The 14,854-nt window shown below is 63.4% G+C and carries 13 protein-coding genes; 7 read left to right on the top strand and 6 right to left on the bottom strand.

All coding sequences use genetic code 11. The features are described 5' to 3' along the window. Nucleotides 1-32: 32 nt before the first annotated feature. The 6 genes from HUI96_RS04210 to HUI96_RS04185 form a co-directional block, all read right to left on the bottom strand. Nucleotides 33-689 (bottom strand): ABC transporter permease subunit, encoded by a 657-nt coding sequence (locus tag HUI96_RS04210; RefSeq protein ID WP_188253399.1) that lies wholly within the window; start codon nucleotides 687-689, stop codon nucleotides 33-35. A gap of 10 nt (nucleotides 690-699) precedes the next feature. After that, nucleotides 700-1,371 (bottom strand): amino acid ABC transporter permease, encoded by a 672-nt coding sequence (locus tag HUI96_RS04205; RefSeq protein WP_188253398.1) that lies wholly within the window; start codon nucleotides 1,369-1,371, stop codon nucleotides 700-702. Nucleotides 1,372-1,462: 91 nt separating this feature from the next. Next, on the bottom strand, nucleotides 1,463-2,476 hold the full coding sequence (locus HUI96_RS04200; protein WP_188253397.1) for a LacI family DNA-binding transcriptional regulator: 1,014 nt from the start codon (nucleotides 2,474-2,476) through the stop codon (nucleotides 1,463-1,465). Nucleotides 2,477-2,878: 402 nt separating this feature from the next. Continuing rightward, a complete protein-coding gene (locus tag HUI96_RS04195; RefSeq protein ID WP_188253396.1) occupies nucleotides 2,879-4,054 on the bottom strand; it encodes an alpha-hydroxy acid oxidase in 1,176 nt (391 codons plus the stop codon). Then, a complete protein-coding gene (locus tag HUI96_RS04190; protein WP_188253395.1) occupies nucleotides 4,051-5,685 on the bottom strand; it encodes a GMC family oxidoreductase in 1,635 nt (544 codons plus the stop codon). The genes HUI96_RS04195 and HUI96_RS04190 overlap by 4 nt, the downstream gene beginning before the upstream one ends. Beyond that, complete coding sequence (locus HUI96_RS04185; protein ID WP_188253394.1) at nucleotides 5,682-6,350, bottom strand: gluconate 2-dehydrogenase subunit 3 family protein; 669 nt, start codon at nucleotides 6,348-6,350, stop codon at nucleotides 5,682-5,684. Before HUI96_RS04185 ends, HUI96_RS04190 begins: the two co-directional genes overlap by 4 nt. A 168-nt stretch (nucleotides 6,351-6,518) precedes the next feature. On the opposite strand from HUI96_RS04185, the gene HUI96_RS04180 reads away from it, so the two are divergent. From HUI96_RS04180 to HUI96_RS04150, 7 genes are all read left to right on the top strand, one after another. After that, complete coding sequence (locus HUI96_RS04180) at nucleotides 6,519-7,835, top strand: family 1 glycosylhydrolase (RefSeq protein ID WP_425299190.1); 1,317 nt, start codon at nucleotides 6,519-6,521, stop codon at nucleotides 7,833-7,835. Between the two features lie 124 nt (nucleotides 7,836-7,959). Next, nucleotides 7,960-9,744 carry a thiamine pyrophosphate-requiring protein gene (locus HUI96_RS04175; protein ID WP_188253393.1) on the top strand — a complete coding sequence of 595 codons (1,785 nt, stop codon included), beginning with the start codon at nucleotides 7,960-7,962 and terminating at the stop codon, nucleotides 9,742-9,744. A 43-nt stretch (nucleotides 9,745-9,787) separates the two neighbouring features. Next, nucleotides 9,788-10,561, top strand: coding sequence for a hypothetical protein (locus HUI96_RS04170; protein ID WP_210320033.1), 774 nt, complete (start codon nucleotides 9,788-9,790; stop codon nucleotides 10,559-10,561). Nucleotides 10,562-10,837: 276 nt separating this feature from the next. Next, complete coding sequence (gene coxB / locus HUI96_RS04165; protein ID WP_188253391.1) at nucleotides 10,838-11,620, top strand: cytochrome c oxidase subunit II; 783 nt, start codon at nucleotides 10,838-10,840, stop codon at nucleotides 11,618-11,620. A gap of 9 nt (nucleotides 11,621-11,629) precedes the next feature. After that, nucleotides 11,630-13,576, top strand: a complete 1,947-nt coding sequence (gene ctaD / locus HUI96_RS04160; RefSeq protein WP_188253390.1) for a cytochrome c oxidase subunit I — start codon at nucleotides 11,630-11,632, stop codon at nucleotides 13,574-13,576. Continuing rightward, the gene (locus tag HUI96_RS04155) at nucleotides 13,569-14,207 is read left to right on the top strand and encodes a cytochrome c oxidase subunit 3 (protein ID WP_188253389.1); all 639 of its coding nucleotides are present in this window, start codon (nucleotides 13,569-13,571) and stop codon (nucleotides 14,205-14,207) included. Before ctaD ends, HUI96_RS04155 begins: the two co-directional genes overlap by 8 nt. A 1-nt stretch (nucleotide 14,208) precedes the next feature. Beyond that, entirely contained in the window at nucleotides 14,209-14,649 is a 441-nt protein-coding gene (locus HUI96_RS04150) for a hypothetical protein (RefSeq protein ID WP_188253388.1), read from the top strand. The last annotated feature ends 205 nt before the right edge of the window (nucleotides 14,650-14,854 follow it).

The following is a 14,854-nucleotide window of genomic DNA, read 5'->3' as shown; positions in this document are numbered from 1 at the left end:
TCTTTCCCTCCTTGTTGAATCTGGTCGGCGCTTCAGCGCCGCGTTGCCACGGCAAAGCGCCGTTCCATCCGACGGGCCAGGATCGACAAGGGCCAGCAGAGGATGAAATAGAGCGCCGCGACGAGGCCGAACACGGTGAACGGGTCAAAGGTCGCGTTGTTGATGATCTGCCCGGCGCGCGTCATCTCGACGAAGCCGATGATCGAAGCGAGCGAGGTGCCCTTGATAAGTTGGACGAGGAAGCCGACCGTCGGCGCCACGGCGATCTTGGCGGCCTGCGGCAACACGATGGATTTCATCCGGTCGTAGTAGCGGAGTCCGAGCGCCCAGGAGGCTTCCGACTGGCCAACCGGTACGGCCTGGATGCAGCCTCGCCAGATCTCGCCGAGAAAGACGCTGGCATGCAGGGTTAGGGCGATGGCGGCCGCGAGCCACGGATTAATGCCGACGCCGAAGATGTTCAGGCCGAAGAAGACGAGGAAAAGCTGCATCAGCAGCGGCGTGCCCTGGAATAGCCGGATGAAGCCGAGCGCCGCATAGCGAAGCGGCGCGACCTTCGAGACCCGGGCGAGCGCGATCAACAGCCCGCCGACGGCGCCGCCGGTGAAGGCCACGACCGAGAGCGCCAGCGTCCACTGGACAGCGAAAAGGATGAACAGGAACTCGTTGATGCCGAAGGGACGGATCACGGCGCCTCTCCTACCGGCTCAGCGGATAATTGAAGGCGCGACGCTGAACGAGCGCGAACAGGCCTGAGAAGCCGATCGACAGGAGGAAATAGATCGCAGTGATGACGATGTAGACTTCGAAAGCGGCGAAGGTCCGGGACTGGATGTCGTTGCCCGCCGCCGCGAGGTCGGTCGCGGAAATGACCGAGACGACGCTGGAGGTCAGCATCAGATAGATGAACTGGCTGGTCAGTGCCGGATAGATCGTCCTCAGCGCCGGCTTCATGATGATGTAGCGAAAGATCTGGCCGCGCCTGAGGCCGAGCGCGATGCCGGCTTCCACCTGTCCTCTGTGGATCGATTCTATCCCTGCGCGGATGATTTCGGTCGCATAGGCGCCGACGTTGACGGTGAGCGCTACCAACGCAGCGACATTCGGCGTCATGCGTATGCCGACCGCAGGCAATGCGAAAAAGATGAAGAATATCTGGATGAGGAAGGGCGTATTGCGGATGATCTCGACATAGGTGTCGACCGCCCAGCGTAGGGGCGCCGGGCCCGCCGTCTTGCCGACGGCGCAGACAATGGCGACCACTGTTCCCAGCAGCATGGCGCCGAAGGAGAGTTGGATCGTCATCCATGTCCCCGCCAGCAAGTGGTCGAAATTGGCGAAGACTGGCGCGAAATTGAACTCGTAACCCAAGTTCGGACCCTCCCGAGCCGCCCGTGAAGGTGGCTTGCGAGCCGACCCCCGCCGCCCGTTTAGATCGATCTAAGAGAAAACCGGACGGAGGTCAAGCTTGGGAGGGCGCGGGTCCGCACGACCTGCGCAGCACGAAACGGGTGGGTTCGATTTCGTGTCGGAACTCTGCGTCGGGCTCGCTGATCCTTCGCAGCAGGAGCCTGGCCGCGCTCTGGCCGACCTTGAAAGGTTCCGTCGCCACCGATGCGAGCGCCGGGCGGATAAGGTCGGCTTCGGCGACATCGTCGAAACCGACGAGCGAGACGTCGCGGCCGATTTCCACCCCAAGGTCACAAAGGCCCCGATGAAGGCCGAGCCCCACCACGTCGTTAAAGCAGATCAAGGCGGTAGGTGGATCCGGGCGGTGCATGATCTCCAGCGCCGCCGCCCGCGCCGCCCGGTGGGTGAGTTGCAGTTCGAGCACAAATAGCGGCTCGAGCCCGCCGCCATCCATCGCCGCCAGGAAGCCCTCCAAACGATCAGTCCGCCCTGAGTGCTCCCGGTTCCCGTTGATGAAGGCGATGCGCCTGTGGCCAAGGGCGATCAGGTGGTTCGTCGCCTCCAGCATGCCACCGCGGTAATCGGTTCCGGCATAGTCGCTCACCGTGTCCCGGACGAAGCGGAGCGCCTGTACAAGCGGCATGCCCCATCTCGCGGCGTCCTCGACCAACGCCTTTTCGGTCCCCTCCGCCGGACATACGATCAAGCCATCGACGCCGTGCTCGCGCATGCGCCTGATGAAGCCGTTCTGCTTTTCGACGTTCTCATTCGAATTGGCTAGGACGACGGCGAGGCCGGCTGTCTCCAGCGCCGCCTCGATGCCGGCCAGAAGCACCGCGAAGAACGGATTGGTGAGATCAGGAACGATGACGCCGACGGTGCGGCTGCGCGACGCCCGCATCCCGGCCGCACCGAGATTGTAGACATAGCCGAGTTCGACCATGGCCGCCTCGACCCTCTTGCGCGTGGCCGCACTGACGAGGGAACTTCCGCGCACCACCAGCGAGGCGGTCGCTCTCGAAACGCCTGCTTTCTGGGCAACATGGAGAAGTGTCGGGCGCTTCATCCCACTCTACACCGGCGACCATCGCTCATTGGATCGGTCCTCTTTTGGATCGATCTAACAATATAACCGGCATGCGAGTCAGTAAAGGCTCGACGGAGAATGTCGAGAAGAGGCGCGACCTGACCTACAGCCTCACTGTACGCAATGTCTGGTTTTTGCTAGCGGCAAATGCGCCCTCTACGACCGACATCGGGCGCAAAGCGGTCGCCCGTCGCGGAGTTCCCGGACGTCGCTCTTGGGTCATCACTTCGCGCGTTCGGAAAGGATTCGACCCGGCGCGCCTTCGCCCCGATGTCAGCGTCGCTACCGAGACATCCGTATCGGTCAGGCTGAAGTTTCAATGGATAGTGGCGAAGTGCACTGTGACTGGCGCGCTGGTACCCTCTGCATCGTAGAACGTTCTCATGATTGATGCTGTCGCTTACGTCTCCCAGCGTCCAAGATGACGGACCGCGGCACGGATGAGGCGTCGGTGATGCCGGTCAGCGCCATTGCGGTGTCGAGCTCGTCATAGAGAAGCTGAAGCGCCTTCGTGACGCCTGCCTCTCCGAAGGCGCCAAGGCCATAGAGATAGGCGCGGCCGATGAAACAGGCCCGCGCGCCGAGGCCCAAAAATTTAAGCACGTCGAGCCCGGAACGCACGCCGCTGTCGGCGAATACTTCGGTGCGGTCGCCGACGGCCTCGACGATGTCGGGCAGGATCGAGGCCGTCGCGCCTGCGCCATCCAGTTGCCGCCCGCCATGGTTGGAGACCAGCACTGCGTCCGCGCCGGCATTGATCGCCAGCCTCGCATCTTCCGGATCGAGTATCCCTTTCAGGATGAGCTTGCGCGGCCAGAGTTTTCGCACCCACTCGACCGTCTTCTGGTCATAGGACGGGTCGAGCTGATCCTTCACCAGCTCAGCCATTTCCCTGATGTGGGAGGGGTCCACGCGGCCGGCATAGTTGCCAAAGCTCCATCGTTTCGAATGTAGCATCGCAATCGCCCAGGCCGGGTGCGAAATGATGCTCCATACGTTCGAGGGTGTGAGCCGAGGCGGGATGCCAAGCCCGTTGTGCACGTCGCGATAGCGCGTGCCTTCCACGTGCAGGTCCATGGTGAGGATCAGCGCCGAGCAGCCGGCTGCCCTGGCGCGATTGATCATCTCTTCGGAGAAGCCCCGGTCGCGTGTGATGTAGAGCTGGAACCAGAAGGGCTTGTCGACCGCCCCGGCGACATCTTCGAGCGAGAGCAGTGCGTTGCTCGACAGGCTGAACGGAATACCGAACGCCTGTGCCGCGCGGCACGACAGGATCTCGCCGTTCGACCAGACGGCGCCGCACATGCCGGTCGGGGCGATCGCAACCGGCATCTTTACCGGCTCGCCGAGCATGGTCGTCCCGAGCTTGCGATTGGACACGTCAAACATCACGCGCTCGCGCAGCCTTATGGCGTCGAGCTCTGCCCGGTTGGCGTGCAGGGTCAACTCGGCGAATGAGCCGTTCTCGACATATTCCATGAACGGTTTTGGCACGCGGCGATGGGCACGCCGGCGCAGGTCCTCGATGCTGGCGATACTATCGGGAGGCTTCCTCATAATTCCCCCCGTGAGGCTAGAGTCTTGATCCGGTCGGCGATGCGGCAGGCAAGCGCCTGGATGGTGAGCGACGGGTTGACCCCGCCGCAGGTCGGAAACAGGGAACCGTCGCAGATCCAGAGGTTCGGGACGTCCCAACTGCGGCCGTCGGCATTCACGACCGAAGTCGCCGGATCGCTGCCCATCCGGCATCCTCCCAGCAGATGGCTGGTGTCCTTGCTCTCCCAGAGGTCGCGCCCGCCCGCCGCCTCGAGAAACTGCGCCATGGTGCGTTTCGAATGCTCGATCAGGCGGCGGTCATTGTCCGAATAGGAGAACAGCACACGGGGGATCCGAAGACCGTACTGATCTTCTTCCTCGGCCAGTTCCACCCTGTTTTCGGGACGAGGCTCAGTTTCGCCTACCGGGACCAGGCCAGCCATATGGTTGTACTTGCGCATTTCCTGTTGGAGCGCACTGCCCCATAGGCCGCGATTGGTGGTCACGATCTGGGCCCAGGCGCGCGGCAGCGGCCCTTGGCTCATGAAGGCGTAGCTGCCCGGAAAGTCCTTGTCCTCGTCGTGGTAGTTCCAGTGCTCGGTGACCGCCATGTTGGGCGGACCCTTGTACCAGCGGACCTCCTCCTCGAACGTGGCCCACACGCCGGGACCGGAATGCGTCATTAGATGCGTTCCGACCAGCCCGCTGGAATTGGCGAGCCCTTGCGGGAACTGGCGGCAAGCTGAGTTGAGGAGCAGGCGCGGCGTCTCGATCGCGTAGCCCGCGACGACGACGTTGCGGGCGTGCTGGAAGTGCCAGGAACCTTCTCGTTGAAATTCGAGCCCGCGCACGCGCCCGTTCGGCGCCAGGGTGATGCGCCCGACCATCGCCATGTCGCGTATCTCGGCCCCGGCTCTCAAGGCGCGCGGGATCCAGGCGACGAGCACGCTCTGCTTCGCATTGGTCGAACAGCCGAAATTGCAGAAGCCGCGATAAACGCAGGGCGGCGACTTGCCTCGCGGCGCCGACACGGTGGCCAGGGGCACCGACGACCATTCAATGCCGAGCCGTTCGGCCCCGCGCGCAAGCACCAGTCCCGCCGCATTCACCGGATGTGCGCGATAGGGGTAGCGTCGGCGCTTGCCGCCCCAGGGATAGTTGACCGGTCCCGAGACCTTCAGTGCCTCTTCGACTTCCTCGTAATAGGGTGCCACCTCTTCATAGGAGATCGGCCAGTCGAAGCCGTAGCCGAGCCGGCTACGAGCCTTGAACCACTCTGGCCGCCACCGCAGCGAAATCATACTGAAATGGATCGTGGAGCCGCCGACGCCGCGCCCCGAATTGTTGCCGCCGAGCGCGATCGGATCGGCTCCGCCGGTGATCCGATCGTCCGTCCAATAGAGCTTCTGCTGTTCGGCCTCGTCGGACGCGAACTCGTCGAGCGGCCGCCAGAACGGCCCGGCATCGAAGGCAACGACGGAGAAACCCGCTTCTGCCAGCCGGGCGGCGAGAGTGCCTCCGCCGGCACCCGTGCCGACGATCGCGAAATCGACTGTCTCGTGGTCAGCATGGCAACGCATCGGCACCCAGCCGTCGCGCCTGAAAACGTCCGGCGCCCGCCCGTTGCGTGCGCGGGGAAGCTCCGCCGTCATGCTCGCTTGGCTTCCCAGGAATCCCGTTCGTCGAAGCCGAGGCGGACATAACCACGCGGCGATGCAGGCCCGCCAAAACCGATCTCACTCCATGCATCGGGGTAAGAATAGTAGATGTCCGCGGCCGTCTTGAGCAGGACGTGCGTGAAGAAATGGGCCGCCGGCACCGGCCACTCGGCGAGAACCTCGCCAAGCTGCACGTTCCGAAGCAGACGATCCTGCTCTGTCTTCGACATTCCGGAAAACCCGCCCGGCCCGGTAAGAGCAGCCTCCGCGGCCAGCGCTGCCAAACCTTTTCGCCACGTCTCCCGCAGCGGTGGCAATCCGTCGAGCCGGTAGCCCTCGCCCTGGTTCCGGTTCAGCATGTCGTCGATCCAGGGCGTGATCGGAATGGGACGGCTCCGCTCGGGCTGCGGCAGCAAGCGCGCCAGGACGAGGTCGAGAAGCCGAACTTCATCCGGGGACAGGAAGCATATCGGCGGCACCTCCTCCAGCCGGGCGGCGATCACGCTGCGGGTCAGGTCGTCGAATGACGGCGTGTCCCATTTCGCGAGCACGTCGTAGCGGGCATAGGACGCCCCAGCCGTGGCGTTGCCCCGCAGGTCTCCGTTTCGCGCCCTTGGGAGATGGGTACGGAGCGATCTTCCATAGCGAGTGAGGTGCATCGGGTTCATTCGGCTGCGCGGCCAACCTCCCGGCCCTGTCCAAGCAAAAGCAACTTCTGTGGGCGCAGTTCCGGGCGTTCACATCAACGCGATATTCTTTGAAGGCCGCCCCCACCCGATTAGATGGATGGGGACCAAGCGATCCAATTGCCTTTTGGCGCAGCAGGAGTGCGGGTCATCGCCAGCTTCATGTTCTGCACCGGCATCGAGAACAGTTGCCCGACAATCGACGGCGGCCTGACCCGCATCGACGAGTATGAGAGCTGCGGCTTCTACGAACGCTGGCGCGAGGATTTCGAGCTGGTCGAGGAACTGGGCATCCACTTCCTGCGCTACGGCCCGCCGATTTACCGGACGCTGATCGGGCCCGGAAAGTTTGCGTGGGAGTTCGCCGACGAGACCATGGCGGAACTGAAACGGCGAAACATCGTGCCGATCGTCGACCTCTGTCATTTCGGCGTGCCGGACTGGATCGGCAACTTCCAGAACCCTGATTTCGCGGAGCAGTTCAGGATCTATGCGGATGCTTTCGCGCGGCGTTTTCCGTGGGTGCAGCTCTACACCCCGGTCAACGAGATGTTCATCTGCGCTGCCTTTTCAGCCAAGCATGGTTGCTGGAACGAGCAGTTGACCACCGATCGGGCGTTCGTCACCGCCCTAAAGCACATCGTCAAAGCGAACGTGCTGGCGATGCGCGCAATCCTGGAGATTCGGCCCGACGCGATTTTCGTCCAGAGCGAATCCTCGGAATATTTCCACGCTGAGAGCCCGGACGCGATCAAGCCGGCCGAGATCATGAACTCGATGCGATTCCTGTCTCTGGATCTGAATTACGGCAAGCGCGTCGATTCCGAGATGTACGAGTACCTTCTCGACAATGGAATGACGCGAGACGAGTATCACTTCTTTTTAACGAACCACGAGCGCCATAGCTGCCTGCTGGGAAACGACTATTACATCAGCAACGAGCACCGCGTGAGTGAAGATGGCACCACCCGCTCCTGTGGAGAGGTGTTCGGATACAACGAGATCACAAAGCAATATTACGATCGCTACCGCATTCCGGTCATGCATACCGAGACCAATCTCGACGAGGGTCCTAATGGAACCGAAGCTGTCGACTGGCTCTGGAAGGAGTGGGCGAACGTGCTGCGCGTGCGGAACGACGGCGTGCCGATCGTCGGCTTCACCTGGTACTCGCTGACGGACCAAGTCGACTGGGATTCCGGATTATGTTTCCGCGAAGATCACATCAATCCGCGCGGGCTGTTCGACCTCGATCGCAAGATCCGCGCAGTGGGCAAGGCCTACAAGCAGTTGATCGCCAACTGGCGCGACGTCCTCCCGACCCAGAGCGTCTGCCTGACGGTACCGGTGATTGAACCGCGCAAGGCCGAAGGCGAGCAGGCGCAAGACCAGAAATCGCGGGCCGGGAAGATGCGGAAGGCGGCGGCGAAGGGGCCCGCCGTACCACTCCAGGACTGAAGTTCAGCACCGACAAGACGAGGAAGATGGCGGCCGGTCGCGCATCAACTTTTGGTCATGTCGGAAACCAGCGTACGCCACGGGGTTCCTCCCCGGAAAGCGATTACAGCGGGAGTCATGCGCCATGAGCCAGACCGTCGGCGATTTTCTTTGGGAGCGGCTGCATCAATGGGGCGTCCGCAGGGTCTTCGGGTATCCGGGAGATGGCATCAACGGGCTGCTCGGGGCGTTGCAGCGCGTCGAAGACAAGTTCGAATTCGTCCAGGTGCGGCATGAGGAGATGGCGGCCTTCATGGCCTCGGCGCACGCCAAGTTCACGGGTGAGCTCGGCGTATGCATCGCGACCTCCGGCCCGGGCGCCTCGCACCTGCTGACCGGGCTCTATGATGCGCGGCTGGACCACATGCCGGTCCTCGCCATCGCGGGCCAGCAAGCCCGCACGGCGATCGGCGCGCACTACCAGCAGGAACTCGATCTAACCTCGATGTTCAAGGACGTCGCCGGTTCCTTCATCGGCGTTGCGACCGTCCCGGCGCAGGTGCGGCACCTGGTAGATCGCGCAGTCAGGATCGCCATAGGCCATCGACGTGTGACGGCGCTCGTCTTCCCGAACGACATGCAGGAGGTGCCGATGGAAGAACCGCCGCGCAAGCATGGGGCGGTGTTCTCGGGCGTCGGCTGGTCTCCGCCCGTCGTCATGCCGAGCGCGTATGACCTCCAGCGTGCGGCCGACATCCTAAACGCCGGCAAGAAGGTGGCCATCCTGGTCGGCGCGGGCGCCAGGCACGCGAGCGACGAGGTGATCGCGGTCGCCGACCGGCTCGGCGCGGGAGCCGCAAAAGCCTTGCTCGGCAAGCAGGTGCTGCCCGACGATTTGCCATGGGTAACCGGCTCCATCGGCCTGCTCGGCACAAAACCGAGCTACGATATGATGATGGGCTGCGACACACTGCTCATGCTGGGGTCGGGCTTCCCCTATTCCGAGTTCCTGCCGAAGGAAGGTCAGGCGCGCGGCGTTCAGGTCGACATTGATCCGGGCATGCTTTCGATCCGCTATCCCATGGAGCTCAACCTCACGGGCGACGTCCGCGAGACCCTAACCGCCTTGCTGCCTTTGCTCGAGCAGAAGCAGGACATGGACTGGCGCGAGGAGATCGCCGGCTGGGTGGCGGACTGGTGGCAGACCCTCGACGATCGGGCGCATGCCGAGGCGAACCCCGTCAACCCGCAGCTTCCCTTCTTCGAGCTCAGCCCGCGCCTGCCCGATGGCGCCATCCTGACCAGCGATTCGGGCAGCTGCGCCAACTGGTATGCGCGCGACCTCAAGATACGGCGGGGGATGATGGCATCGCTGTCGGGCGGGCTCGCCTCGATGTGCGCCGCAGTGCCCTATGCGATCGCAGCAAAATTCGCCCACCCGGACCGCCCGGTCATCGCGATGGTGGGTGATGGTGCCATGCAGATGAACAACATGGCCGAACTCATCACTGTCCGCAAATACTGGGAGAAGTGGTCCGATCCACGCTTCATCGTCATGGTGCTCAACAACCAGGACCTGAACCAGGTCACCTGGGAGCAGCGGGTCATGGAAGGCAATCCGAAATTCCTCGCGACCCAGCAGATCCCGGACGTGCCTTATCATCGCTTCGCCGAGATGATCGGCTTCGAGGGCATTTTTGTCGACAAGCCGGACGAGGTCGGGCCTGCCTGGGACCGGGCGCTTGCCGCCCGCCAGCCGGTGGTGCTCGAGGTCAAGACCGATCCGGAGGTGCCGCCGCTGCCGCCTCACATCAGCTTCGAGCAGATGCGGAACTTCATGTCCATGCTGATCAAGCGCGATCCCGAGGAAGGTTCGGTCATCAAGGAAACGGCGCGGCAGGTTCTGAGCAGCGTCCTGCCGGGCGACTGAGATGGGCCGGGCGCCGTTAGACGGCGGCGATGCCCCAGCACGCATGATCGCCGGCGGAACCGCGCTGCTGGCCGCAGCAGTGCTCGCGGATAGTGCCCTGGAGCACTACAGGGGTTCCTTCCGCAACCCCTTCATGGTCGCACCACTTGCCGCGGCAAGCGCGGCTCTCGCAACGAGCATCCGAAGAGTCATCGGAAGAAAGACAACATCCGGCAGGACCGAGTACATGGCGGCCATGCTGACCGGCGCGGCCGGGCTTGGTTTCCACCTCTGGAACGTAGTCAAGCGGTTGGGCGGCTTCAACTGGAGCAACGTCTTCTATGGTGCACCGCTCGGCGCGCCCGCGGCACTGCTGCTCGGCGGGCTTCTGGGGGAGACCAGCGCAGCTCTGGAGCTTTCGGGAGGACAGCCTGGTCCGATGTCCGTGGCCTCGGGCCGGCCGCTCGGCCTCATTGTCGCGGTCGGGCTGGCAGGCACTGTCGGGGAAGCCGGTGTGCTTCACTTCCGGGGCGCCTACCACAACCCGTTCATGTGGGCGCCGGTGTCGTTGCCGCCGCTCGCGGCGCTGTCTTTGGCGCGCGACGCCATTGAAGGCGAAGCACGGCCCCAGACGCGATATCTGTTGGCCGCGACCGCGGCGCTCGGCATCGCCGGCGTCGGCTTCCACATCTATGGCGTCCACCGCAATATGGGCGGCTGGTACAACTGGCGGCAGAACATCCTCGCCGGGCCGCCGATCCCGGCGCCGCCGGCCTTCACCGGGCTGGCGCTGGCCGGTCTCGCGGCGCTCATGCTTCTAGAACGCGGCCGTGGCTGATCTCTGACAAGACTGTCCTGCTCGTAACTCGACAGGCGACAGACAGGTCTTCCTGAGCATTCTCCAGGGCGGCCGAACGCCCGCGCGCGACTTTTACGATCCAACAAGTTCCCGCCGAATACGTCGACACGGCCGAGCCGTGTAAACATATACTGAACCTCAGCTCCGGGCAGGGTGCGATGAAGAAGCCGGGCGTCCCTGCCCAACCTCTGCAACAGTGAGTGATCGGGAGATTCCACGCCGGAACATCGGACCCGTTGGAATATTGGGATCATCATGGATCTCCGCAGAGCAGTAGCCGCGGTAGCTCTACTCGATGGGGCATCTGCTGCCGACGCCGTCGAGCGGGCTAGCCATCCCATGTACACCCTGCAGGGCGAGGGAATGCGCGGCGCGGTGATGGCGAAACTCATCTGGGGTTTCTCCGCGGTCTCCATTTCCGTAGTGGTCATCATCGGAATGCTGGTGCTGATCGGCAGCTGGCGCTCGCTCCGCACCGGGGTGGCCTCGTTTGAAGGAACCCTCCCGCCCCTTTCTCGCGGTGAGAGGGACGCCATGCCCTGGATCTATGCCGGGCTGATCGTGACGACGATCACGCTTGCGGTGCTCGCCGTCTGGACGATTAGCTCCATGGTCTCGATCGGCCGCCCGCCGAAGGAACCGCCTTTAACCATCGAAATCACCGGCAACCAATGGTGGTGGCGCGTCCGCTACGAGCCGCAGGGAGACCAGTCACGCATCTTCGTAACGGCCAACGAGATTCACATCCCGGTAGGCGAACCCGTCCGAGTTCGTCTGATCTCCAACGACGTTATCCACTCCTTCTGGGTTCCCGCGCTGACCGGAAAGACGGACCTCATTCCCGGCCGCATCAACGAGACCTGGATCGAGGCCGACAAGCCGGGCGTCTATCGCGGCCAATGCGCGGAGTATTGCGGCCAGCAGCACGCCCATATGGCGCTAAGCGTGTTCGCCGACCCGCCGGACAGGTTCCAGGCGTGGTGGGATGGACAACTCAGGCCCGCGGGGGGCCGCAGCTATCTTCAGTCGCTCCGATAGGAGGGGCAGGTGTCGGTAACCACCTACGAGGAACAGCCGAAAGTCGAGCGCCGATCTGATCGGCTTGCGGAAAGACTGCAGCGGATCTGGGAAACCAAGCCCGGCCTGTACGGATGGATCTCGACCGTCGACCACAAGCAGATCGGCATCCGCTACATCGTGACCGCCTTCGCCTTCCTGGTGGTCGGCGGGGTCGAGGCGCTGATCATGCGGGTCCAGTTGGCGCAGCCGGAAACGCGTCTAGTCACGCCCGAGGTCTACGACCAACTCTTCACGATGCACGGCATCACGATGATCTTCCTCTACGGCCTGCCGATCCTGTCGGGCTTCTCGAACTATCTGTTTCCGTTGGTCCTCGGCTCGCGCGACATGGCTTTTCCTCGGTTGAACGCATTCTCCTACTGGGTCTATCTCGCCTCCGGCTTGTTCCTCTATTCGAGCTTCCTGACCGGCAGCGCGCCCAACAACGGCTGGTTCAACTACCCACCCTACTCGCTGCCCGAGTTCAACCCCGGCCCGAACATGGATTTCTATGCGCTAGGCATGATCCTGCTCGGCATCTCGACAACGGCCGGGGCCGCCAATTTCGTGATCACCGTCGCGCGCACCCGCGCAGTTGGCATGTCGCTCAACCGAATCCCGATCCTGGTCTGGGGGACGACCACCATCTCGGTGGGCAACCTGCTCGCCGTCCCCGCGGTCAGCCTCGCCTTCTTCCTCCTCTGGCTCGACCGGCAGTTCGGCACGCACTTCTACGATGCCTCGGGAGGCGGGAGGCCACTTCTTTGGCAGCACCTGTTCTGGATGTTTGCGCATCCCTGGGTCTACGTGATCGTGCTGCCGGCCATGGGCATGGTTTCCGACGGGCTGCCGATCTTCTGTCGGCGGCCGCTGGTCGGCTACACGCTGGTGGTGCTCGCCACGATCACGACGATGGTGCTCGGCTTCGGCGTGTGGGTCCACCACATGTTCGCCACTGGACTGCCGTACATGCTGCTGTCGGTCTTCAGCGGCTCCTCCCTCATCATTACCGTGCCCAGCGCAGTCGCGGTCTTCGCCTGGGTGGCCACCATCCTGGCTGGAACGCCGGTGATCACCACCGCCTTCCTGTTCTTCGCCGCCTTCGTCGTCATGTTCGTCGTTGGGGGCGTCTCCGGGGTGATGACCGCATCGATGCCCGCGGACCTCCAGCTTCACGACACCTACTTCGTGGTGGCGCATCTGCACTACGTGCTGATCGGGATCAACGTGTTCGGCGTGCTCGGCGCGCTCTATATGTGGTTCCCGAAGATGTCTGGCCGCATGCTGGATGAGAAACTCGGCCGCTGGAGCTTCTGGCTCATCTTCATCGGTTTCAACGTTGCCTTCCTGCCGATGCACTGGACGGGCCTGCTCGGTATGCCACGGCGCGTCTACACCTATCCGATCGAAGCCGGCTGGGGGACGGTGAACCTGATTACCACCATCGGCACATTCGTCCTCGCGGTGGGTTTCCTGATGCTGTTTGTAAACGTCTTTGTCAGCCTTCAGCGTGGCCGGATCGCCGGGCCCAATCCCTGGGACGGGCCAACCCTCGAATGGGCGACCTCGTCGCCGCCCCCGCCCTACAATTTCGCAGTCCTGCCGGTGGTCGCAAGCCGCCATCCCCTTTGGGAGAATCGTCTCCGGGAAGGCACGGGCGAATCCTCGCTGGATCGCGGAATCGTGCTCGACAACGGCAAGGAGATCATCGCCACCACGGCCATCGACGCCGAGCCCGACCTGATTCTGAAAATGCCGGACGACGACCCTTCGCCTTTCCTGGTCACCGTGTTCATGACGTTGGGGTTCGCCGGGCTGCTCCTTCACTGGTGGTGGCTGGCGGCAGCGGGCGGCTTGCTCACCCCGGTCGGCCTGATCGCCTGGCTGTGGCCGAGCGCGGAACTCGCCCAAACGGCGGAAGGGGTCCATGGCTGAAACGGTAGCGATAACCCAAATGCAGCCGCGCGCTCTGAACGAGCGGGTGATCATCGAGCGGCTCGCTGTCGGCAGCATCGACCGCAAGGCCTCCGGCTGGTGGGGCATGATGACCCTGATCGCCACCGAGGCCTCGCTCTTCGTATACCTGCTGTTCAGCTATTATTACCTGGCCCTCGAAAACGGCCGCAATTGGCTGCCGCCAGACCTTCCGTCCTTCAGGCTGTCCGGCCCGAACACCGTGCTCCTGCTACTGAGCAGTGTTGCCGTCCGGTTCGGCGAGAACGGCCTGCCCGGGTCTCGTGTGCAACTCGTCGGCGGGCTGCTCACCGGCTTTGCAATGGACGTTGGCTTTCTTGTCGTCCAGTATGTCGAATGGATGAACAAGGCCTTCGGGCCGTCCTCCAATTCGTATGGCTCGACCTATTTCATTGTGACGGGCCTGCATATGGCGCACGTCGCGGCCGGGCTCATCATCCTCGCCGTACTCGCGCTGTGGAGCGCGCTCGGCTATTTCGACGAGACCCGCTCCGCCCCCGTCAACATAGGCGCCATCTACTGGCACTTCGTCGATGTGGTGTGGCTGGCGATCTTCTTCACCTTCTACGTCACCCCGCGCCTGGATTGGTAGAATGGCCCAATCCTACGGCTTCGACATAGGCCATCCCGCGCCCGACCGCCAAAGAGTGAGCAGTTGGGCACTGGCGGTCGTGCTGGCCGGCGGCGCAACCGCATGGGGCCTGCAGATCTGCGCGATCAGTGCCCTTACCGGCGCCGCCTGCGCCATGGGCGGTGAAGTGGAATCTGGAGGAGCTTCGGTATCCGATTGGGCCACCACCGCGGCCAGCTTCGTCAATCTTGTCGCGCTGGCCATCGCGGTATTGGCGCTCATCGTCTCTTATATCGCCTTCCGGCGCACCGGGCCGGGCAGCGTCGAGCAGGGCGTCGTCGAAACCGGCGAAGGACGCACGCGGTTCATGGCGGTCTGGGGCATCTTCGCCAACATCCTCTTCATCGTGGCAATCGGCTTCAACACGATATCCGTTCTGTGGAGCGGACTCTGTCATCGCTGAGCTCACGCCTTCGGGTTCGGGCGATCGGCGCGCTGACTTGCTGCCGCGGACCGCGATGATGTGAGAGCCAAGGAGGCCCTGCTTTTCGAGGGCAGCGACGCACCGAAAGTGACGGTGTGCGAGCCGGTATGGTCAAACGTCGGATGACGGCTGCCGAAACGGTCGCGCGCCTCGAGAGAAGCCGTTCCCCATGACGGGTCTTTGT

Source organism: Pseudaminobacter soli (ex Zhang et al. 2022) (genome assembly GCF_014595955.1).
GTDB lineage: Bacteria > Pseudomonadota > Alphaproteobacteria > Rhizobiales > Rhizobiaceae > Kumtagia > Kumtagia pseudosoli.
This window is presented reverse-complemented; position numbering and strand designations above follow the sequence as displayed.